The sequence below is a fragment of the Enterobacter cloacae complex sp. 2022EL-00788 genome (assembly GCF_026627565.1).
Taxonomy (GTDB): Bacteria; Pseudomonadota; Gammaproteobacteria; order Enterobacterales; family Enterobacteriaceae; genus Enterobacter; species Enterobacter pasteurii.
The window spans coordinates 390,965-413,307 of sequence record NZ_JAPNMC010000002.1 but is presented as its reverse complement, the minus strand read 5'-3'; the positions used below and the strand labels follow the sequence as shown (position 1 = coordinate 413,307).

The 22,343-nt window shown below is 58.1% G+C and carries 19 protein-coding genes; 7 read left to right on the top strand and 12 right to left on the bottom strand.

The annotated features are described in order from the left end of the window. Positions 1 to 6 precede the first annotated feature (6 nt). The 5 genes from sucA to sdhC all read right to left on the bottom strand — a co-directional run bounded on the left by sucA (position 7) and on the right by sdhC (position 6,327). Complete coding sequence (gene sucA, locus OWK27_RS04570) at positions 7 to 2,814, bottom strand: 2-oxoglutarate dehydrogenase E1 component (protein WP_148420809.1); 2,808 nt, start codon at positions 2,812 to 2,814, stop codon at positions 7 to 9. 269 nt (positions 2,815 to 3,083) lie between these two features. Then, positions 3,084 to 3,800 (bottom strand): succinate dehydrogenase iron-sulfur subunit SdhB, encoded by a 717-nt coding sequence (gene sdhB / locus OWK27_RS04565; protein WP_148420810.1) that lies wholly within the window; start codon positions 3,798 to 3,800, stop codon positions 3,084 to 3,086. 15 nt (positions 3,801 to 3,815) lie between these two features. Continuing rightward, complete coding sequence (gene sdhA / locus OWK27_RS04560; protein ID WP_014883036.1) at positions 3,816 to 5,582, bottom strand: succinate dehydrogenase flavoprotein subunit; 1,767 nt, start codon at positions 5,580 to 5,582, stop codon at positions 3,816 to 3,818. After that, positions 5,582 to 5,929: a succinate dehydrogenase membrane anchor subunit gene (gene sdhD / locus OWK27_RS04555; RefSeq protein WP_267589918.1), complete on the bottom strand. Its 348-nt coding sequence runs from the start codon at positions 5,927 to 5,929 to the stop codon at positions 5,582 to 5,584. The genes sdhA and sdhD overlap by 1 nt, the downstream gene beginning before the upstream one ends. Continuing rightward, a complete protein-coding gene (sdhC, locus tag OWK27_RS04550) occupies positions 5,923 to 6,327 on the bottom strand; it encodes a succinate dehydrogenase cytochrome b556 subunit (RefSeq protein WP_026080740.1) in 405 nt (134 codons plus the stop codon). Before sdhC ends, sdhD begins: the two co-directional genes overlap by 7 nt. A gap of 639 nt (positions 6,328 to 6,966) precedes the next feature. On the opposite strand from sdhC, the gene OWK27_RS04545 reads away from it, so the two are divergent. Then, positions 6,967 to 8,250, top strand: a complete 1,284-nt coding sequence (locus OWK27_RS04545; protein ID WP_176610874.1) for a citrate synthase — start codon at positions 6,967 to 6,969, stop codon at positions 8,248 to 8,250. Positions 8,251 to 8,330: 80 nt separating this feature from the next. Here OWK27_RS04545 and nei read toward each other — a convergent pair whose 3' ends face one another. The 7 genes from nei to OWK27_RS04510 all read right to left on the bottom strand — a co-directional run bounded on the left by nei (position 8,331) and on the right by OWK27_RS04510 (position 14,015). Beyond that, on the bottom strand, positions 8,331 to 9,122 hold the full coding sequence (gene nei / locus OWK27_RS04540) for an endonuclease VIII (RefSeq protein WP_267589917.1): 792 nt from the start codon (positions 9,120 to 9,122) through the stop codon (positions 8,331 to 8,333). An 18-nt stretch (positions 9,123 to 9,140) separates the two neighbouring features. After that, positions 9,141 to 9,881, bottom strand: a complete 741-nt coding sequence (gene pxpA, locus OWK27_RS04535) for a 5-oxoprolinase subunit PxpA (RefSeq protein ID WP_267589916.1) — start codon at positions 9,879 to 9,881, stop codon at positions 9,141 to 9,143. Continuing rightward, positions 9,868 to 10,800 (bottom strand): 5-oxoprolinase subunit PxpC, encoded by a 933-nt coding sequence (gene pxpC, locus OWK27_RS04530; protein ID WP_148420814.1) that lies wholly within the window; start codon positions 10,798 to 10,800, stop codon positions 9,868 to 9,870. The genes pxpA and pxpC overlap by 14 nt, the downstream gene beginning before the upstream one ends. Further along, the gene (pxpB, locus tag OWK27_RS04525; RefSeq protein ID WP_267589915.1) at positions 10,794 to 11,450 is read right to left on the bottom strand and encodes a 5-oxoprolinase subunit PxpB; all 657 of its coding nucleotides are present in this window, start codon (positions 11,448 to 11,450) and stop codon (positions 10,794 to 10,796) included. Before pxpB ends, pxpC begins: the two co-directional genes overlap by 7 nt. A 14-nt stretch (positions 11,451 to 11,464) precedes the next feature. Further along, positions 11,465 to 12,208: a type 2 GTP cyclohydrolase I gene (locus OWK27_RS04520; protein WP_267589943.1), complete on the bottom strand. Its 744-nt coding sequence runs from the start codon at positions 12,206 to 12,208 to the stop codon at positions 11,465 to 11,467. Between the two features lie 10 nt (positions 12,209 to 12,218). Beyond that, on the bottom strand, positions 12,219 to 13,631 hold the full coding sequence (phrB, locus tag OWK27_RS04515) for a deoxyribodipyrimidine photo-lyase (protein ID WP_267589914.1): 1,413 nt from the start codon (positions 13,629 to 13,631) through the stop codon (positions 12,219 to 12,221). Positions 13,632 to 13,808: 177 nt separating this feature from the next. Continuing rightward, the gene (locus OWK27_RS04510; RefSeq protein ID WP_003858637.1) at positions 13,809 to 14,015 is read right to left on the bottom strand and encodes a YbfA family protein; all 207 of its coding nucleotides are present in this window, start codon (positions 14,013 to 14,015) and stop codon (positions 13,809 to 13,811) included. 308 nt (positions 14,016 to 14,323) lie between these two features. On the opposite strand from OWK27_RS04510, the gene kdpF reads away from it, so the two are divergent. Genes kdpF through kdpE form a run of 6 tightly spaced genes read left to right on the top strand, consistent with a single transcriptional unit; the run spans position 14,324 to position 22,109 of the window. Beyond that, positions 14,324 to 14,413 carry a K(+)-transporting ATPase subunit F gene (gene kdpF / locus OWK27_RS04505; RefSeq protein ID WP_014069365.1) on the top strand — a complete coding sequence of 30 codons (90 nt, stop codon included), beginning with the start codon at positions 14,324 to 14,326 and terminating at the stop codon, positions 14,411 to 14,413. Then, the gene (gene kdpA / locus OWK27_RS04500) at positions 14,413 to 16,092 is read left to right on the top strand and encodes a potassium-transporting ATPase subunit KdpA (protein ID WP_267589913.1); all 1,680 of its coding nucleotides are present in this window, start codon (positions 14,413 to 14,415) and stop codon (positions 16,090 to 16,092) included. The genes kdpF and kdpA overlap by 1 nt, the downstream gene beginning before the upstream one ends. An 18-nt stretch (positions 16,093 to 16,110) precedes the next feature. Continuing rightward, positions 16,111 to 18,159, top strand: a complete 2,049-nt coding sequence (kdpB, locus tag OWK27_RS04495) for a potassium-transporting ATPase subunit KdpB (RefSeq protein ID WP_267589912.1) — start codon at positions 16,111 to 16,113, stop codon at positions 18,157 to 18,159. A 12-nt stretch (positions 18,160 to 18,171) separates the two neighbouring features. Next, a complete protein-coding gene (gene kdpC, locus OWK27_RS04490) occupies positions 18,172 to 18,747 on the top strand; it encodes a potassium-transporting ATPase subunit KdpC (protein ID WP_148420819.1) in 576 nt (191 codons plus the stop codon). Continuing rightward, complete coding sequence (gene kdpD, locus OWK27_RS04485; RefSeq protein ID WP_267589911.1) at positions 18,748 to 21,435, top strand: two-component system sensor histidine kinase KdpD; 2,688 nt, start codon at positions 18,748 to 18,750, stop codon at positions 21,433 to 21,435. It abuts the gene before it with no gap. Then, on the top strand, positions 21,432 to 22,109 hold the full coding sequence (kdpE, locus tag OWK27_RS04480) for a two-component system response regulator KdpE (RefSeq protein ID WP_267589910.1): 678 nt from the start codon (positions 21,432 to 21,434) through the stop codon (positions 22,107 to 22,109). Before kdpD ends, kdpE begins: the two co-directional genes overlap by 4 nt. The last annotated feature ends 234 nt before the right edge of the window (positions 22,110 to 22,343 follow it).

Sequence of the window (22,343 nt, the reverse complement as noted above, 5' to 3'; positions counted from 1 at the left end):
CTTTAATTAATCGACGTTCAGCGCGTCATTGACCAGATCTTGTTGCTGCTTCTGGTGAACGGACATATACCCTACCGCCGGAGAGGCGGAGGCCGGGCGACCTGCATAACGCAGAGCAGACCCAAATGGAATCACTTCACGGAAATGATGCTGGCTGCAATACCACGCGCCCTGGTTGAGCGGCTCTTCCTGGCACCAGACAAAATCATGTACGTGAGCGTACTGTTTCAGCACTTCCTGCATCGCCTGATGCGGGAACGGATAAAGCTGTTCGATACGCACGATGGCGACATCTTTCTGATCGTTCTTACGGCGCTGTTCCAGCAGGTCGTAATAAACCTTACCAGAACACATCACGACACGCTTAACGCCCTGCGGATCCAGTTCGTCAACTTCACCGATGGCCGGCAGGAAGGTGCCGTTTGCCAGCTCTTCCAGGCTGGAGACCGCCAGCGGATGGCGCAGCAGCGATTTCGGCGACATGACCACCAGCGGACGGCGCATACCGCGCAGCGCCTGGCGACGCAGCATGTGGTACACCTGAGCCGGGGTGGACGGCACGCAAACCTGCATGTTCTGCTCGGCGCAGAGCTGCAGATAACGTTCCAGACGCGCGGAGGAGTGCTCCGGACCCTGCCCTTCATAACCGTGCGGCAGCAGCATCACCAGGCCACACATGCGGCCCCACTTCTGCTCGCCGGAGGAGATGAACTGGTCGATAACCACCTGCGCACCGTTGGCGAAGTCACCGAACTGCGCTTCCCAGATGGTCAGGGTGCGCGGCTCCGCGGTAGCGTAACCGTATTCGAACGCCAGTACCGCTTCTTCAGACAGCACGGAGTCCCAGACCTTGAACTGGCCCTGACCGTTATGCACGTGCTGAAGCGGGGTATAGGTTGAACCGTTAGACTGGTTGTGAACCACCGCGTGACGGTGGAAGAAGGTGCCTCGGCCCGCATCTTCACCGGACAGACGAACCGGAATGCCTTCATCAACCAGCGTCGCATAAGCCAGCGTTTCCGCGCCGCCCCAGTCGAACAGCTTCTCGCCCGCCGCCATCGCCTGGCGATCGCCATAGATTTTGGCCACGCGAGACTGCATCTCGATCGCTTCCGGCACGGTGCTGATGCGCTTAGCCAGCTCCTGCAGGCGCTTCATCTCTACCTTGTTCGGGTAGCTCTCGTCCCACTCGTGGTTGAGGTACGGCGACCAGGTGAAGGAGTGCATGTTCATTGGGCGCAGCTCTTTCACAACGCATTCACCCGCATCCAGCGCGTCGCGGTAGAGGTTGACCATCTCTGTCGCATCTTCCAGCGTCGCCACGTTTTCGCCTTCCAGCTTGTCAGCATAGATTTTGCGCGGCGTCGGGTGTTTTTTGATTTTCTGATACATCAGCGGCTGGGTTGCACTTGGCTCATCCGCTTCGTTGTGGCCGTGGCGGCGGTAGCAGAAGAGGTCAATGAACACATCACGCTTAAAGGTGTTACGGAAGTCCAGCGCCAGACGGGTAACAAAGGCAACGGCTTCCGGATCATCCGCATTAACGTGGAAGATTGGCGCCTGAACCATTTTACCGATGTCGGTGCAGTACGGGGTGGAGCGCGCATCCAGCGGGTTCGAGGTGGTGAAGCCCACCTGGTTGTTGATCACGATGCGAACGGTACCGCCCACTTCATAACCACGCGCTTTCGACATGTTCAGGGTTTCCTGAACCACGCCCTGCCCTGTCACCGCCGCATCGCCGTGAATGGTGATTGGCAGCACTTTATTGCTGCTCGGCTCGTCCAGACGATCCAGACGCGCGCGCACGGAACCGATTACCACCGGGCTGACGATTTCGAGGTGAGACGGGTTAAACGCCAGCGCCAGGTGAACCTGGCCGCCCTCGGTTTCGATATCCGACGAGAAGCCCATGTGGTACTTCACGTCACCGGTGCCGAGGTGCTCTTTATGTTTACCCGCAAACTCGTCAAACAGATCCTGCGGTTTTTTACCCAGCACGTTAACCAGCACGTTCAGACGGCCACGGTGCGCCATGCCCAGCACCACTTCGCGCGTGCCGCTCTTACCGGCATGACGAATCAGCTCTTTCAGCATCGGGACTAACGCATCGCCGCCTTCCAGCGAGAAGCGTTTCGCGCCCGGGAATTTTGCGCCCAGATAGCGCTCAAGGCCTTCGGCTGCGGTCAGTTCGCTCAGGAAACGTTTTTTCTCGTCAGCCGAGAAATTCGCGTGGCCCGCCACGGATTCGATACGCTGTTGGATCCAGCGTTTCTCTTCGGTGGAGGTAATGTGCATATATTCCGCGCCGATAGAGCCGCAGTAGGTTTGCTTGAGCGCATCAATCAGATCGCCCAGCTTCATCGTGTCTTTGCCGATGGCAAAAGAACCTACGTTAAAGCTTTCCTGGAAATCGGCCTCGGTCAGATCGTGATAGGCCGGATCGAGATCCGCCACACGTTCCTGCTGCCACAGTCCCAGCGGATCGAGATTCGCATGCTGGTGACCGCGGAAGCGATAAGCGTTGATAAGCTGCAGGACTTTAACCTGCTTCGCATTGGTGTCAGGGTCGGAAATCGCAGAAGAGTAACGTGAGGCATCCTTCGCCAGACGACGGAAATAATCACGTGTTTTGGAATGGAATTGATCCGGTTTGACCCCTGTACCAGGCAACTGCTGGAACATGGAACGCCAGTTTGCGTCCACTGAGTCAGGATCGGTTAAGAAGTCTTCATAGAGCTGTTCTATCCAGCTCTGGTTAGAACCAGAGAGGTAAGAAGAGTCCAGCCAGGCTTTCATTGCGCCGTTCTGCATCGTGATCCCTTAAGCATTTTTATGCTTACTTTCGCCGTAGAAACTACCACGCACACCACGTGTACGTGCCGGGGTTCACCTGCGAGCTCTTTTACTTTGGCCCGCGAAGGAACCTTTAGAAACTGTCTTAAGGGTTTCCCCTCACCCCGACCCTCTCCCACAGGGAGAGGGGGAAGGTCGTCGGCAGTTTTTAAAGATTTCCTGCAATCTGTTCCCTCTCCCTTTGGGAGAGGGTTAGGGTGAGGGGAACACCGCTCCCCTCTCACTACTTACGCACTGCGCTGCAGCAGCATCGACTTAATATGGCCGATGGCGCGCGTCGGGTTCAGCCCCTTAGGACACACACTGACGCAGTTCATGATGCTATGGCAGCGGAATACGCTGAAAGCGTCACTTAGCCCTTCCAGGCGGTTATCGGTTTCGGTATCGCGGCTGTCGATCAGGAAGCGATAGGCAGCCAGCAGACCCGCAGGGCCGATAAACTTGTCCGGGTTCCACCAGAATGACGGACACGACGTTGAACAACATGCACAGAGAATACACTCGTACAGCCCATCCAGTTTTTCACGCTGCTCGGGAGACTGTAAGTGCTCGCGAGCGGGTGGATTTTGCCCATTATTCAATAAGTAAGGCTTAATCTTCTCATATTGTGCATAGAATTGCCCCATGTCCACCACCAAATCACGCACGACAGGCAGCCCCGGCAGAGGACGGATAACAATTTTCTGGCCTGGACGGTTTAGCGCTGAAATTGGCGTGATGCAGGCCAGGCCATTTTTGCCGTTCATGTTCACACCGTCGGAGCCACACACCCCTTCACGGCAGGAGCGGCGGAACGACAGCGTCGGATCTTTTTCCTTCAGCTGGATTAAGGCGTCCAGCAGCATCATGTCGCGACCTTCTTCCGCTTCCAGGGTGTAATCCTGCATACGCGGAGCATCGTCTACATCCGGGTTATAACGATAAACTGAGAATTCGAGTTTCATTATCCTGTCTCCGCATTAGTAAGTACGAATCTTCGGCGGGAACGCCGGACGCAGTTTCGGTTCCATGTTGACGCTACGACGCGTCATGGATTCCGACTCTGGCAGATACAGGGAATGGCACAGCCAGTTTTCGTCATCACGATCCGGGAAGTCGAAGCGGCTATGCGCGCCGCGGCTTTCGGTACGGAAGTTAGCCGACATCGCGGTCGCGAACGCGGTTTCCATCAGGTTATCCAGCTCCAGGCACTCAACGCGCTGGGTGTTGAACTCGCTGGAAGTGTCGTCCAGACGGGCATTTTTCAGACGCTCGCGGATCGCTTTCAGCTGCTCCAGGCCTTTAGCCATGGCGTCACCTTCACGGAATACCGAGAAGTTGTGCTGCATGCATTCCTGCAGCGCTTTACGAATTTCCACCGGATCTTCGCCGTTACGGTTGCCGTTCCAGCGGTTGAGGCGCTCAAGAGAGGCATCAATTTCGTCGTCGGTCGCATCACGCAGCGCGCCCTGCTCGGCGATGGATTCCTGAAGATGCAGACCCACCGCACGGCCAAACACCACCAGGTCCAGCAGGGAGTTGCCGCCCAGACGGTTTGCACCGTGAACGGATACGCAGGCAATTTCACCTACCGCGAACAGGCCGGGGATGACCACGTCTTCGCCCTGCTCGTTCACGGTCAGCGCCTGACCGGTCACTTTGGTCGGAATACCGCCCATCATGTAGTGGCAGGTTGGGATAACCGGAATCGGCTCTTTTACCGGGTCGACGTGGGCGAAGGTACGGGACAGCTCCAGAATGCCCGGCAGGCGGGATTCCAGCACCTCTTTACCTAAGTGGTCGAGCTTCAGCTTCGCGTGCGGACCCCATGGGCCATCGCAGCCGCGGCCTTCGCGGATTTCGATCATGATGGAACGCGCCACCACGTCGCGACCCGCCAGGTCTTTCGCGTTCGGGGCATAACGCTCCATGAAGCGCTCGCCGTGTTTGTTCAGCAGGTAGCCGCCTTCACCGCGGCAGCCTTCCGTGACCAGCACGCCCGCACCGGCGATACCGGTTGGGTGGAACTGCCACATCTCCATATCCTGCACCGGCACGCCGGCGCGGATTGCCATACCCACGCCGTCACCGGTGTTGATGTGGGCGTTGGTGGTGGACTGGTAAATACGGCCCGCGCCGCCGGTCGCCAGTACGGTTGCGCGGGCTTTGAAGTAGACTACCTCGCCGGTTTCAATGCACAGTGCGGTACAGCCCACCACTGCTCCATCGGCGTTTTTCACCAGATCCAGCGCATACCACTCGGAGAAGATGGTGGTGTGGTTTTTCAGGTTCTGCTGATACAGCGTGTGCAGCAGCGCGTGACCGGTACGGTCAGCCGCCGCCGCGGTGCGTGCCGCCTGCTCGCCGCCGAAGTTTTTCGACTGGCCGCCAAACGGACGCTGATAGATAGTGCCGTTTTCCAGGCGGGAGAACGGCAGGCCCATATGGTCCAGCTCCAGAATCGCTTCCGGGCCGGTTTTACACATGTATTCGATGGCATCCTGGTCGCCGATGTAATCGGAACCTTTTACCGTATCGTACATGTGCCATTCCCAGTTATCTTCATGGGAGTTACCCAGCGCAACGGTGATACCGCCCTGCGCGGACACAGTGTGGGAACGGGTCGGGAAAACTTTTGAAAGCAGCGCACAGGTCTGGCCGCTCTGGGAAATTTGCAGTGCGGCGCGCATACCTGCGCCACCCGCACCAATCACAACAGCATCAAATTCTCTGACTGGCAGTTTCATTACACACCCCACACCACAACAAATCCATAAATGACGTAAACCACCAGAGCAACAACAATAACAAGCTGAAGCGGAAGGCGAATCGCCAGCGGTTTAACGTAATCGGTCAACACCTGCCACATGCCAATCCAGGCATGAATAAGGATGGAGAACAGCGCCAGCAGGGTGAACACTTTGGTGAAGGCCGATCCGAAGAAACCACTCCAGATTTCCCACGTCAGCGTCCCGCTGGTCGCTAAGAAACCGATCATATAGATGATGTAAAGCGTGAGGACGATCGCGGTAGCGCGGACCAGAATGAAGTCATGTACGCCGTTGCGTCCTAATGCGGAGGCGTTGCTTACCATACGAGAACTCCTGCGAGAAGTGAAAGCACGACAGTGATCACAAATGAAATGTTAGCGGTACGTTTTCCGGCCTCGAACGTCTCTTCCAGATAGCCAAAGTCCATCAGCATATGGCGAACGCCGCCAACAACGTGATAGGCCAGCGCGGTGAGAATGCCCCACATGATGAATTTCACGAAGAAGCTGTTCATGATGGCTGAGGCCTGGAGGAATCCTTCAGGGGATGAGAGGCTGGTTCCCAGTAACCACAGCAAAATACCGACCGCCACAAACGTAATCACACCTGAAACACGGTGCAGAATGGACGCTATTGCTGTTACAGGGAATCGGATCGTTTTGAGATCCAGATTGACAGGTCTTTGTTTTTTCACATTTCTTATCATGAATAACGCCCACATGCTGTTCTTATTGTTTCCTTCCTCCGGACTGCGATGCGGGTCAGACAGCGTTCCTTTTCTATAACTGCGCGTCATGCAAAACATTGCTTCCAAATGCTAAAACGACACGTTACAACGCTGGGTGGCTCGGGATTGCAGGGTGTTCCGGAGACCTGGCGGCAGTATAGGCCGTTCACAAAATCATTACAATTAACCTACATACAGTTTGTTGGGTTTTCTCTGGAACAGTGATCGGGGTCACGATAACAACATCTTTTTAATTTTTAATCATCTGATTTGACAAATGTTAAACAATATTGTTACAAACGTCATTAGAAAAGGCATATAATGCGCAAAAGTTATGAGGTCTTACTTTCACCTGACAAATAGTTATGTAACAGTGTGACGGTATTGACCGAAGTTATCAGGACAGTTATTAGTGATATACAGGTTTGAATAATTCGGACTGCAAAAACGCTGATTTGCTGTTGTTTCACTGATATTTCATTCGTTTACCTGCAAGGCGCCATAGCTCTGTACCCTGGTTTCTCCTCGTGAGCTGAGCGGTAAGCCAAATAACAATCTGGTAACGGTGATTAACAGCTGAATGCAAATCCGGTGAAAAGCAGTCTTAAGCATAAGGCGCTAAGGAGACCGTAAATGGCTGATACAAAGGCAAAACTCACCCTAAATGGTGATGATGCTATTGAACTGGATGTGCTAAAAGGCACGCTCGGTCAGGATGTTATTGATATCCGTACGCTGGGTTCTAAAGGGGTATTCACCTTTGACCCTGGATTCACCTCCACCGCATCTTGCGAATCCAAAATCACCTACATTGACGGTGACGAAGGTATCCTGCTCCATCGCGGCTTCCCCATCGATCAGTTAGCCACCGAATCCAACTATCTGGAAGTGTGCTACATCCTGCTGAACGGCGAAAAACCGACCCAGGCTGAATACGATGAATTCAAAACCACCGTGACCCGTCACACCATGATCCATGAGCAGATTACCCGTCTGTTCCATGCGTTTCGTCGTGACTCTCACCCGATGGCGGTCATGTGCGGTATTACCGGTGCGCTGGCGGCGTTCTACCACGATTCTCTGGACGTGAATAACCCGCGTCATCGTGATATCGCGGCGTTCCGTCTGCTGTCCAAAATGCCTACCATGGCGGCGATGTGCTACAAATACTCCATCGGCCAGCCGTTTGTTTATCCGCGCAACGACCTCTCCTACGCCGGTAACTTCCTGCGCATGATGTTCTCCACGCCGTGCGAAGAGTACGAAGTGAATCCGGTGCTGGAACGCGCAATGGACCGTATTCTGATCCTGCACGCTGACCACGAACAGAACGCGTCCACTTCTACCGTCCGTACCGCTGGCTCTTCAGGCGCGAACCCGTTCGCCTGTATTGCGGCGGGTATCGCCTCCCTGTGGGGACCGGCGCACGGCGGCGCGAACGAAGCGGCGCTGAAGATGCTGGAAGAGATCAGCTCCGTTGAGCACATTCCGGAATTCGTGCGTCGCGCGAAAGACAAGAATGACTCCTTCCGCCTGATGGGCTTTGGTCACCGCGTTTACAAAAACTACGACCCTCGCGCAACCGTCATGCGCGAGACCTGCCACGAAGTGCTGAAAGAGCTGGGCACCAAAGATGACCTGCTGGAAGTGGCGATGGAGCTGGAGCACATCGCGCTGAACGACCCGTACTTCATCGAGAAGAAACTCTACCCGAACGTCGATTTCTACTCCGGTATCATCCTGAAAGCGATGGGCATTCCGTCCTCCATGTTCACCGTGATCTTCGCTATGGCACGTACCGTAGGCTGGATTGCGCACTGGAACGAAATGCACAGCGAAGGCATGAAAATCGCCCGTCCTCGTCAGCTGTATACCGGCTACGAGCAGCGCGACTTCAAGTCTGATATTAAGCGCTAACAGAAGCTGGGTAAGGCCCTCTCCCACAGGGTGAGGGTGAAAACATTAAAAACGGTAACCTACGGGTTACCGTTTTACTTTTATCTCTGGCAGTGCGGGCACCAGTAAAAGGGTCTTGAAGAGAGCATCATCCTGTCGATAATCCCGCCGCACCTTTCGCATTTTTTTCCCGCCCGATGAAACACCTTAAAGCGGAACAGCGCTCCGTGATGCCTGTTCTCATCCACCACGCCGCGCGTGCTGTAGGATAAGCGCGGAATATCAAGCAGCGCGTGGGACAGCGCGTCCAGCTGTTCATCGCTCAGCTGACAGGCTTTGCGCTGCGGCGCCAGCCCCACGCTCCAGAGGATTTCCACCCGCAGATAGTTGCCTAACCCGGCCAGGAACGCCTGGTCGAGCAGCAGCCCGGAAAATTGCCGGTTGCGGAACTTAGGGGACAACAGCCGGGCTTTAACGTCGCTCGCCGTCAGGCGCATGTCCAGCACGTCCGGCCCGACCCGCTGCAGGAACGGGTGCGTCAGCAGCTGCTCCGGCGTTAACATTTCGATATCCGACGCGCTGTAAAGCAGGATTGCTTTATCCGCCGTTTGCAGCCTGACGCGCAGCACGCGGGTGGTTTGCGGCTGCTCGTCTGCCTCCACCACGCGCCAGACGCCGTAAAGCTGATTGTGGCTGTATAACGTCAGGTTATGGGAAAAGTGGGTCAGCAACGCTTTGCCGCGCGTTTCAATATGGGTCACCGTCTGCCCCACCAGCTGTGATTCGTACGGCTTCAGTTGAGGAAAGGCAAACCAGGCTTTTGTCAGGGTTTTGCCCTTTATCGCCGCCTCCAGGCTATCCGCCGCGCGGCGGATCTCCGGACCTTCTGGCATAGTATTGTCCTTACATAATTATTCTGCGCTGACGAGAATGCCCTCTTCCGAGAACGCCGCCCGCAGGCGTCGCGCAAACCGGAGCGCATGCTCGCCGTCGCCGTGTAAACACACCGTATCGGCCTGAACGTTTGCCGCAGTGCCATCTACGGCGATGACCCGCCCGGCGCGCACCATCTCCAGGGTCTGCGCCAGGGCCTTATCTTCGTCGGTAATCAGCGCGCCGGCCTGCGTACGCGGCACCAGGCTGCCATCCGGCTGGTATCCCCGGTCGGCAAATACTTCCTGCCGGGTGGTTAACCCCAGACGCGCGCCGGCGCGGATCAGTTCGCTGCCCGCCAGGCCCACCAGAATCAGCTGCGGATTGTAGTCCCGCACCGCGCGGGCTATGGCGTCCGCCAGCGCCGGCTCCTTCGCCGCCTGGTTATAGAGCATGCCGTGCGGTTTCACGTGGCGCATCACGCCCTTCTCCGCGCGCACAATCGCGTCCAGCGCACCGGTCTGATAGAGCATTTGCGCGTACACCGTCTCAGGCGGCAGATCCATCGCCGTACGGCCAAAGTTTTCCCGGTCGGGAAAGCTGGGGTGAGCCCCAATCGCGACGCCGTTTTTAACGGCGGTACGCACGCTCTCCAGCATGGTCTGCGCGTCCCCCGCATGAAAACCGCAGGCGATGTTGACCGAGGAGACCAGCGTCATCAGCGCCGCATCGGCGCTGCTGCCCTCCCCCAGGTCGGCGTTCAGGTCAATCTTTACCATCGAGCCTCCACGCCAGCTGTTCGAGATAACGCTGCCGATCCTGTCGCGCCTTGAGCGCCTCCTCCAGCGAACACTGCACAAAATGAATCGGCTGGCCGAGAGGAATTTGCGCCAGATGGTAGCGATCCGCTTCGATGATGCAGGCAATGCGCGGATAACCGCCGGTGGTTTGCGCGTCGTTCATCAGCACAATAGGCTGACCGTTGCCCGGCACCTGGATCACGCCCGGCAACAGCCCGTGGGAAAGCAGCTCCCGATCGGTCGTGCGGGTTAACGGCTGCCCCTGAAGGCGATACCCCATGCGGTTACTCTGCGGGCTGATCTTCCACGGCGAGCGCCAGAAAGACTCTTTTGAGGCCTCATCGAACTCATGATATTCCGGCCCCGGCAGGGCGCGGATCAGGTTCCCCCACAGCAGCTGCTTCACGCCCTGCGTGGTGGTGAAATGGCGCGCTGATGGCTTAATCGCCAGGCGATCGCCGTCGCGCAGCAGCCGTCCTTCATGTCCGCCCATTCCCGCTTTCTGGTCGGTACTGGCTGAGCCCAGCACCTCAGGCACGTCGATGCCTCCCGCCACCGCAAGGTAGCTGCGCACGCCGTGCAGAGGGCGTTTAAGCGTCAAACGCTGCCCGGCCTTCGCCCGCAGCCGCCAGCCGGTCCACACCGCTTTGCCGTCCAGCGTCGCGTCACAGCCCGCACCGGTTAAGGCAAACCAGGTTTCCTGACCAAACTCAATCACGCACTGGCCCAGCGTAATTTCTAACGCCGCCGTGCTGCCGGCGTTGCCTACCAGCAGGTTGGCAATCTCAAGCGACGGGCGGTCAAGCGCACCGCAGTAGCTCACGCCCGACTGACGCAGGCCAAAGCGCCCGGCATCCTGAACGGAGGTGTAAAGCCCGGCGCGAATAAGCGTTAACATACTCCCTCCTTCTGCGGGATAAAGCGCAGGGTGTCACCCGGACGCAGAAGTATTGGCGCGTCCTGGCCGGGTTCAAATAACGGCGTGGACGTGTGCCCGATAAGCCGCCAGCCTCCCGGCGAGGCGAGCGGATAAATTCCCGTCTGTTCACCGCCAATCGCCACCGTGCCCGCCGGTACGCTCAGGCGCGGCTCCGCGCGGCGCGGGGTATGCAGCTGAGGTGACAGCCCGCCAAGATACGGAAAGCCCGGCTGAAAACCCAAAAACCAGACGACATAATCGACGGCGCTATGCAGCTCCACAACCTGCTTTTCCGTAAGCCCACAGTGTTCAGCCACCACGCCCAGGTCGGGGCCGCCCTTGCCGCCATAGACGACCGGGATCTCAATCGTCCTCGACTCCGGCTCCAGCGCCTCGCTCTCCTCCCACCAGCGCTGCAGACGCTCAATCGCATCCAGTGCCCCCGCGTGCGGATTACGCAGCACCACGGTGATATTATTCATGCCCGGAATAGCTTCAACCACGCCGGGCAGATCGGGCAGACGCTGAGCCAGCCGCCAGATACGCTTTTGCGTGGCAAGCGTTACCGGAGGCTCAAGCTCCAGAACTACCGCGGTTTCACCCAGAAGATAACAACGCGCTCGCTGCACTTAACTACCTCTCATCAGGCCGGATTAGGGATATCAATAAAGGTCACATCCAGATCGGTATTTTCCGTCAGCCACTCGCTGAGGGCGCGGATGCCGCCGCGCTCGGTGGCGTGATGGCCTGCCGCGTAAAAGTGCAGACCCTGTTCACGCGCAGAATGAATAGTCTGCTCGGAAACCTCGCCGGTAATGAAGGCGTCGACGCCGAATCGCGCCGCGCTATCAATAAAGCCCTGACCGCCGCCGGTGCACCAGGCCACGCGCTTCACGGTATCCGGCCCGGTATCGCCGCACCACAGCGGACGACGCCCCAGGCGCGCTTCGATCCATGAGGCCAGCTCCAGCCCCGGTACCGGCATTGACAGCTCGCCCCACGGAACCAGCGGCTCAATTTCGCCCATGACCGTAATGCCCAGCAGCTGCGCCAGCTGGACGTTATTGCCCAGTTCAGGGTGCGCATCCAGCGGCAGATGGTAACCGTACAGGTTGATGTCGTTCGCCAGCAGCGTTTTGAGGCGGTTGCGCTTCATGCCGCGAATCACGGGCGATTCGTTTTTCCAGAAATAGCCATGATGGACTATCACCGCGTCGGCTTCCTGACACACCGCCTCGTCCAGCAGCGCCTGGCTTGCCGTCACGCCGGTGATGATTTTCTGCACCGTTTCGCGACCTTCCACCTGCATCCCGTTCGGGCCGTAGTCGCTAAAGGAGGCGGCGTTCAGTTTTTCGTTAATCAGGCGTTCCAGTTCACTGTTTTTCATCATCACTCTCTCAAGCTTTTCGGGCGGCTTCGTACGCCGCCAGCGTGGCGACGCGTGCCTGTTTATGGTCGACAACGGGACGGGGATAATCCAGGGTAACCCGCTGTTTATCCGCCCATGTCCAGGGGTCATGAATGGCTTTGGCGGGGACATCCTTCAGCTCAGGCAGCCAGCGGCGGATAAACGCGCCGTCAGCATCAAATCGCTGTCCCTGCGTGGTCGGGTTAAAGATCCGGAAATAAGGAGCCGCGTCCGTTCCGGTGGAGGCCGCCCACTGCCAGCCGCCGTTATTCGCCGCCAGATCGCCATCGATGAGCTGAGAAATAAAATAGCGCTCTCCGATTCGCCAGTCGATAAGCAGATCCTTCACCAGGAAGCTGGCGGTTATCATGCGCAGACGGTTATGCATCCACCCGGTTTCATTCATCTGCCGCATAGCTGCATCAACAATCGGATAGCCGGTGCGTCCGCTCTGCCACGCCTTCAGCAGCTTTTCGTTGGACTGCCACTTTACGTTATCGGTCCAACGAATGAAGGGACGATGTTTACATAACTCAGGATGATACGTCATCAGGTGGCGATAAAACTCGCGCCAGATCAGCTCGTTCAGCCATACTGCGCCCGCGCCACCGTCCAGCGCCCGGGGCTGTTCCGCCAGCAGCCGATGCAAGCACTGGCGCGGAGAGAGCGCGCCCAGCGCTAAACAGGCCGACAGGCGGCTGGTGCCTTCAATCGCCGGAAAATCCCGCCGCGCCTCGTATTCAGCCGCGCCCTGTTTGCAGAAGTGGCGCAGCTGGGCAATAGCCGCTTTCTCGCTGGCGGGAAATAACGCTTCATCGAACGTCTGGCGGGGGTAATTCAGGCTGATTTCCGCCGGATCCGCTATCGTTTCTCCTCGCCCGGCAGGCGCGGGCACGCACTCGGGCAGCCCTTCCTTCAGGCGTTTGATAAAGGCATTTTTAAACGGCGTGAAAACTTTATACATCTCGTGATTGCCGGTCATTACGCTGCCCGGCGCGAGCATCACGCTGTCATCGAATCCTTCACAGACAACGCCCGCAAGGTTTTTTTCCAGCTGTCGGTCGCGCTGCTGCTCGTTAAATTCGTACTGGTAGTTGTAAAAAAGATGCGTTACCGCGTGCTGCCTGCAGATGGCCTGCAGCGTCTGAAGCTGCCCGGCAAAATCGTTCACCTCTTTGTAGATCAGCGGAATGCCTTTTTCGGCCAGCGAACGCTGCACATCGTTCAGGTACGCGTTGAGTAAAGCCGCCTGCCGGGGCGCCATATCGTGCTGCCGCCACTGTTCAGGGGTGGCGATAAACAGGGCCAGCACCTTAGCGTCCCTGGCGCGGCAGGCGGCCGCGAGAGCGATGTTGTCGTGAATGCGTAAATCCGCGCGAAACCAAACCAGATGGGTGGGCATAAAACTCCAGGCAATTGTCCATTATGTCCGTAAGGGCATGCCGTAAAAGGAAAAAGGCACGCATTGAACTACTTTGCCATGAAGTGTAGACGGGATGAAATAAAAAAGGCCGCCCGAGGCGGCCTTAACGCTACTTGTCCTGCGTTAATACTTTTTGCAATTTTTTATGGCTACGTATCAGTAGAAGTCGCAGGTTGCCTTCTCGGCCTGATCCATCCATACCGGTTTCTCGCTGGTTTTTGCCCAGACGCGGTGCAGATAGCTGTAAAAACGTGCGCGATCTTTCCAGAACAGCATCACCGGCAGGGCCAGCACGCCAGCCACTACGGCGAAAGTGCGACGCATGAAAATGATATGAGCCGGAAACTCTTTATAAAGATCCATATTTTTCTCCCCTGTAGTTGGCCGGAAACGTTCTCCGGAAAATGTGAAATCTGTGACCTGGATAAAATAATACCGCTTTGTTTGTAATTTTACTACTCATCCGACCACTCAATTTCATCCATTTAGTGAATATTTACATTCACGCCGTAATTAAGTTACAAAAAAGTTAACGACTTACTTATCAATAGTTAAATCATGGTCTTTTCGTTTTTATACTTTTTTTACACCCGCCCCGCGGATTTTTGCGAAATCTTTGCGCCGTAAACCCTACCGTTAGCACCAATACAAATGTCACCCGGAGGTGGGTTGTGAGTGCAGGTCTGATTGCCGGCATTGTGCTGGTGTTCCTGTTATTGGGTTATCTGGTTTATGCCCTGATTAATGCGGAGGCGTTCTGATGGCTGCTCAGGCGTTTTTGCTTATTGCGGGCTTTTTACTGGTGCTGTTTGTCCTTGCCAGGCCGCTGGGAACGGCGCTGGCGCGGCTGATCAACAACGTGCCCCTGCCGGGCACGGGCCACGTCGAAAACGGGTTATGGCGCGTGCTGGGCGTCAGCGACCGGGAAATGAACTGGCGGCAATACCTGACGGCGATAGTGCTTCTGAATATCGTGGGTCTGGTCGTCCTATTCGCCATGCTGATGCTTCAGGGCAGCCTGCCGCTTAACCCGCAGCGGCTACCCGGCTTATCCTGGCATCTGGCGCTAAACACCGCGGTCAGCTTCGTTACTAACACCAACTGGCAATCCTATGCCGGTGAAACCACGCTCAGCTATTTCAGCCAGATGGCCGGATTAACCGTGCAAAACTTTCTCTCTGCGGCCAGCGGTATCGCGGTTATTTTTGCCCTGACGCGCGCCTTCGCCCGTCAGAATGTGGGCACGCTGGGCAACGCCTGGGTTGATATAACGCGTATCACCCTCTGGATCCTGGTTCCCGTGGCGCTGGTTATTGCCCTGTTCTTTATTCAGCAGGGCAGCCTGCAAAACCTGCTGCCTTATACCCCTTACACCTCGCTTGAAGGCGCCAGTGGCCTCCTGCCGATGGGGCCGGTGGCGTCGCAGGAAGCGATAAAGATGCTGGGCACCAACGGCGGCGGCTTCTTCAACGCCAACTCAGCCCATCCGTTTGAAAACCCAACGGCGCTCACCAACCTGGTCCAGATGCTGGCGATCTTTCTGATCCCCGCCGCGCTCTGCTTCGCCTTTGGCGATGTGGTTAACGATCGCCGGCAGGGACGCACGCTGCTGTGGGCCATGTCGTCGATCTTCGTGGTGTGCGTCGCGCTGGTGATGTGGGCCGAATGGCACGGCAACAGCCACTTTATGCAGCTCGGGGCCAGCAGCAATATCAACATGGAAGGTAAAGAGAGCCGCTTCGGCATTCTTGCCAGCAGCCTCTATGCGGTAGTCACCACGGCGGCCTCCTGCGGGGCGGTGAACGCCATGCACGACTCTTTCACCGCGCTCGGCGGCATGATCCCAATGTGGCTGATGCAGATCGGCGAAGTGGTCTTCGGTGGGGTCGGCTCGGGTCTGTACGGCATGCTGCTGTTCGTTCTGCTGGCGGTGTTTATCGCCGGGCTGATGATTGGCCGCACGCCTGAGTATCTCGGTAAAAAAATCGACGTGCGCGAGATGAAATTAACCGCGCTGGCGATCCTGGTTACCCCTGCCCTCGTGCTGCTCGGCACCGCGCTGGCGCTGATGACCGAAGCAGGCCGCAGCGGCATCTTCAACCCCGGCATCCACGGCTTTAGCGAAGTGCTTTACGCCGTATCGTCTGCGGCCAACAACAACGGCAGCGCCTTTGCAGGATTGAGCGCCAACTCGCCATTCTGGAACTGTCTGCTGGCGTTCTGCATGTTCGTGGGGCGTTTCGGCGTGATCGTTCCCGTCATGGCGATCGCCGGAGCGCTGGTGAATAAAAAAATTCAGCCGACCACTACCGGTACGTTACCGACTCACGGCGCGCTGTTTGTCGGTCTGCTGGTGGGTACCGTCCTGCTGGTGGGTGCCCTGACCTTTATCCCCGCCCTCGCGTTAGGCCCGGTCGCGGAAACTCTCTCTTTACGCTGATTTTGCGGAGAATTTGTCATGAGTCGTAAACAACTGGCCCTGCTCGAACCGACGTTAGTTCGTCAGGCCCTCATGGATGCGGTGAAAAAACTGAGCCCGCGCGTGCAGTGGCACAACCCGGTGATGTTTATCGTCTGGATAGGAAGTTTACTCACCACCGCGCTGGCGATTGCCATGGGAACGGGTCAACTGTCGGGGAATACCACCTTCACCGCCGCCATCAGCCTGTGGCTGTGGTTTACCGTGCTGTTCGCCAACTTCGCCGAAGCGCTGGCGGAAGGCCGCAGTAAGGCGCAGGCCAACAGCCTGAAAGGGGTTAAAAAAACCGCTTTCGCGCGCAAATTACGCGAACCGAAATACGGCGCGCAGATGGATCGCGTCCCGGCAGACGAGCTGCGCAAGGGGGATGTGGTGCTGGTCGAAGCGGGCGACATCATCCCCTGCGACGGGGAGGTGATTGAAGGGGGCGCATCGGTTGACGAAAGCGCCATTACCGGGGAATCCGCGCCGGTTATACGTGAATCGGGTGGAGATTTCGCTTCCGTCACCGGCGGAACGCGCATCCTTTCCGACTGGCTGGTGATCCGGTGCAGCGTCAACCCGGGCGAAACTTTCCTCGACAGAATGATCGCCATGGTGGAAGGGGCGCAGCGCCGTAAAACGCCGAACGAGATCGCCCTGACCATCCTGCTGGTGGCGCTCACCATCGTCTTCCTGCTGGCAACGGCAACCCTGTGGCCCTTCTCCGCCTACGGCGGCACGGCGGTCAGCATCACCGTGCTGGTCGCCCTGCTGGTGTGCCTGATCCCCACCACCATCGGCGGCCTGCTTTCGGCGATTGGCGTGGCGGGGATGAGCCGCATGCTGGGCGCGAACGTTATCGCCACCAGCGGACGCGCCGTTGAGGCGGCGGGTGACGTTGACGTGCTGCTGCTGGATAAAACCGGCACCATCACCCTCGGCAACCGTCAGGCATCCGAATTTTTACCGGCTCCCGGCGTGGATGAAAAAACGCTGGCCGACGCGGCGCAGCTCTCGTCTCTGGCCGATGAAACGCCGGAAGGTCGTAGCATCGTGGTTCTGGCCAAGCAGCGCTTCAACCTGCGCCAGCGCGACGTCCAGAGCCTGCAGGCCACGTTCGTCCCGTTCACGGCGCAAACCCGGATGAGCGGGATCAACATTCAGGACAGGATGATCCGCAAAGGGTCCGTTGATGCCATTCGCCGCCACATTGAGGCGAATAACGGCCATTTCCCACCGGAAGTCGACAAGCTGGTGGAAAGCATCGCGCGACAGGGGGCAACCCCGCTGGTGGTGGCGGAAGGTTCCCGCGTGCTCGGCGCGATCGCCCTGAAGGATATCGTAAAGGGCGGTATTAAAGAGCGTTTTGCCCAGATGCGGAAGATGGGCATTAAAACGGTGATGATCACCGGGGATAACCGTCTCACCGCGGCCGCCATTGCCGCCGAAGCGGGGGTGGATGATTTCCTCTCCGAGGCGACGCCGGAAGCGAAGCTGGCCCTGATCCGCCAGTATCAGGCGGAAGGCCGTCTGGTGGCGATGACCGGCGACGGCACCAACGATGCCCCGGCGCTGGCGCAGGCCGACGTGGCGGTAGCGATGAACTCCGGCACCCAGGCGGCAAAAGAGGCGGGCAACATGGTCGACCTTGACTCGAACCCGACCAAGCTCATCGAGGTGGTGCACATCGGGAAGCAGATGCTGATGACGCGCGGCTCGCTGACCACGTTCAGTATCGCCAACGACGTGGCGAAGTATTTCGCCATCATCCCGGCGGCTTTTGCAGCCACCTATCCGCAGCTGAATGCCCTGAACGTGATGCACCTGCACTCGCCGGCCTCGGCGATTCTGAGCGCGGTGATCTTCAACGCCCTGATTATTGTCTTCCTGATCCCGCTGGCGCTGAAGGGGGTGAGCTATAAGCCGCTGACGGCCGCCGCCATGCTGCGCCGCAACCTGTGGGTTTACGGTCTCGGCGGGCTGGTGGTGCCCTTTATCGGCATCAAGGTTATCGACGTGCTGTTAACGCTGTTCGGGCTGGTTTAAAAGGTGAATCAAATGACGATGTTACGTCCCGCTATACTGTTGTTTATTCTGCTGTCTCTGGTTACCGGCGGGCTTTACCCGCTGGCGACCACCGCGCTGGGCCAGTGGTGGTTTCAGGATCGGGCAAACGGCTCGCTGATTATTCAGAACGGTGAAAACCGGGGGTCGCGCCTGATTGGACAGAATTTCACAGAGGCACGCTACTTCCAGGGACGCCCTTCCGCCACTGCGGAAAGCCCGTATAATCCCATGGCGTCCGGCGGCAGTAACCTGGCGGGCAGCAATCCCGCGCTGGATAAAGCGGTAGCGGAACGCGTTGCCGCCCTGCGCGCCGCGAACCCGCAGGCCAGCCGGGAGGTGCCGGTTGAGCTGGTCACCGCCTCCGCGAGCGGCCTGGACTACAGCCTGACGCCGGAAGCGGTGGCCTGGCAAATTCCGCGCGTGGCCGCCGCCCGCCGGCTGCCCGTCGAACAGGTGAGCCAGCTGGTCGCAGAGCACACGCAAAAGCCGCTGGTCAGCGTCATCGGCATGCCGGTAGTGAACATTGTTGAGCTGAATCTGGCGCTGGACGCGCTAAGGAAAAACTAAATGACCGACGAGCCCATGCGCCCGGATCCGGACAGGCTGCTTGAACAGACGGCTGAAGCCCATCGCGGCAAGCTGAAAATTTTCTTCGGCGCCTGCGCGGGCGTCGGGAAAACCTTCGCCATGCTGACGGAAGCCCAGCGGCTGCGGGCGCAGGGGCTTGATATTCTCATCGGCGTGGTTGAAACCCACGGTCGCAAAGAGACCGCGGCGCTGCTGACGGGGCTTGCCACGCAGCCGCCCCGGCGCATCAGCCACCGCGGGCGGCTGGTGACGGAGTTCGATCTGGACGCGGCCCTCGCCCGCCGTCCCGCCCTGATTCTGATGGACGAGCTGGCGCACAGCAACGCGCCAGGCTCCCGTCACCCGAAGCGCTGGCAGGACGTTGAGGAATTACTTGAAGCCGGGATTGACGTTTTTACCACGGTGAACGTTCAGCATCTGGAAAGCCTGAACGACGTGGTAAGCGGCGTAACGGGCATTCAGGTGCGGGAGACCGTTCCCGATCCGTTTTTCGATTCTGCCGATGAAGTGGTGCTGGTTGACCTGCCGCCGGACGATCTGCGCCAGCGCCTGCACGAGGGCAAGGTATATATTGCCGGCCAGGCCGAACGCGCCATTGAACATTTTTTCCGCAAAGGCAACCTGATTGCCCTGCGCGAGCTGGCCCTGCGCCGCACTGCCGATCGCGTTGATGACCAGATGCGCGCCTGGCGCGATCTGCAGGGGCGGGAGCGCGTCTGGCATACGCGGGACGCCATTCTGCTGTGCATCGGCCACAGTAGCGGCAATGAAAAGCTGGTCCGCACCGCCGCTCGTCTCGCGGCGAAGTTTGGCAGCGTGTGGCATGCGGTGTATGTCGAAACGCCACAGCTTCACGCCCTGCCGGAAAATCAGCGCCGCGCCATCCTGAGCGCGCTGCGGCTGGCGCAGGAGCTGGGCGCGGAAACGGCGACCCTCTCCGATCCCCAGGAAGATAAAGCCATCGTGCGCTACGCGCGTGAGCACAATCTGGGCAAAATTGTTACCGGACGTCGCCAGCACCGCCGCTGGTTTAGCCGTGAATCCTTTGCCGACAGGCTGGCGCGCCGCGCGCCGGATCTTGATTTAGTCATCGTCGCGCTGGACGACAGGCCCGCTCCCCTGCCCAACCGTGCGCCGGACGCGCGCACCTTTGGCGATAAATGGCGGATCCAGATCCGCGGCTGCCTGGTTGCCGTGGTGCTGTGCGCCCTGATTACGGTAATCGCCAGCCAGTGGCTGATCGCCTTCGACGCCGCCAACCTGGTCATGATCTATCTCCTGGGCGTAGTGGTGGTGGCCCTCTTTTACGGTCGCTGGCCGTCGGTGCTGGCAACGGTGATCAACGTCGTCAGCTTCGATCTGTTCTTCATTGCCCCGCGCGGGACGCTCGCCGTCTCGGACGTGCAGTACATTCTGACCTTTGCGGTGATGCTTACCGTCGGGCTGGTGATTGGGAATCTGACGGCGGGAGTACGCTACCAGGCCCGCATTGCCCGCTACCGCGAGCAGCGCACGCGCCATCTGTACGAGATGTCAAAATCGCTGGCGGTGGGCCGCACGCCGCTGGATATCGTCCAGACCAGCGAGCAGTTTATCCGCTCGACGTTTCATGCCGGTAACCTGATTTTGCTTCCCGACGAGCAGGGGCAGCTTCGCCCCCTCACCTCCTCCTCGGGCATGACGCCGTGGGATGAAGCCATTGCCCGCTGGAGTTTCGATAAGGGGTTACCTGCCGGTGCCGGGACCGACACCCTGCCCGGCGTGCCTTACCAGATCCTGCCGCTGCGCAGCGCGGATAAAAATCACGGGCTGGTCATCGTGGAGCCGTCTAACCTGCGCCAGCTGATGATCCCCGAGCAGCAACGCCTGCTGGAAACCTTCACGCTGCTGGTTGCCAGCGCCCTTGAGCGGCTGGCGCTCACGGCCAGCGAAGAGCAGGCGCGTCTGGCAAGCGAGCGCGAAAGCATTCGCAATTCGCTGCTGGCGGCGCTGTCCCACGATTTACGCACCCCGCTCACCGTGCTGTTTGGTCAGTCCGAAATTCTCACGCTGGATCTCGCGGCGGAAGGGTCAAAGCATGCGATGCAGGCCAGTGAAATTCGCCAGCACGTGCTGAATACCACGCGTCTGGTGAATAACCTGCTGGACATGGCGCGCATTCAGTCCGGCGGGTTTAACCTCAAAAAGGAGTGGCTCACGCTTGAGGAGGTCGTCGGGAGTGCGCTGAAGATGCTGGAGCCGGGGCTGGGCGGACGCCATATTGAACTGAACATGCCGGATCCCCTGACGTTAATTCACGTTGATGGCCCTCTGTTTGAGCGGGTGCTGATCAACCTGCTGGAAAATGCCGCGAAATATGCCGGAGCAAGGGCGCAGATTGGCATTACTGCCGCGATGGACGCGCAGGCGCTGCGGCTTGAAGTCTGGGATACCGGGCCGGGCATTCCCGCTGGCCAGGAACACGCCATTTTTGATAAATTCGCGCGCGGCAGTAAGGAGTCTGCTATTCCGGGCGTTGGGCTGGGGCTGGCGATCTGCCAGGCCATCGTCGACGTGCATGGCGGCACCATTTCGGCCGAGAACCGTCCGGAAGGTGGCGCCCGCTTTTGTGTTACACTTCCTCTTGAAACCCCACCAGAACTTGATGAATTGCCAGAGGATTTGTGATTAACGTTCTGATTGTTGAAGATGAGCTCGCTATCAGTCGATTTCTGCGCACCGCGCTGGAAGGCGACGGTTTGCGCGTTCACGAAGCCGGTACGCTTCAACGTGGGTTAATCGAAGCCGCGACCCGCAAGCCGGACCTGGTTATCCTGGACCTGGGGCTACCGGATGGCGACGGCATTGATTTTATTCGCGAGGTGCGTCAGTGGAGCCTGATGCCGATTCTGGTGCTCTCTGCCCGCACCGAAGAGACGGATAAAATCGCCGCGCTGGATGCCGGCGCGGATGATTACCTGATTAAGCCGTTTGGCATTGGCGAGCTGCAGGCGCGGCTTCGCGTCGCATTGCGTCGCCACAGCGCCACCGCGCCTTCCGATCCGGTATATACCTTTGGCGATATCCGGGTCGATCTTGCCGCCCGCCGCATCCTGCGGGGAGACGAAGAGATCCACCTTACGCCTATCGAATTTCGTCTTCTGGCCGTGCTGCTCAATAACCATGGAAAAGTGTTGACCCAGCGACAGCTGTTAAGCCAGGTCTGGGGACCGAATGCTGTTGAACATAGTCACTATTTACGCATTTATATGGGGCACCTTCGCCAGAAGCTTGAAGCCGACCCCGCGCGCCCTCGTCATTTATTAACAGAAACCGGTATCGGCTATCGTTTTATGATCTGAATAAGTATTCAGACTTATTTTCGGTAATCCCTCCGCGTCATCTTAATAAGCCATAAAAATAGCAACAAGGTTATTTCTATCGCTACGCACGTCTATTAAAAACAGAAAGAATACACCTAATTAACACAAAACCAACAAAACAGCATTTTGATCTGCATTATTCATCAAAAGCGACTAATTATTTCTGTAATGATCGGTTAAGGGTGATCTAATTCACAGTTAATCGCTTTTTAC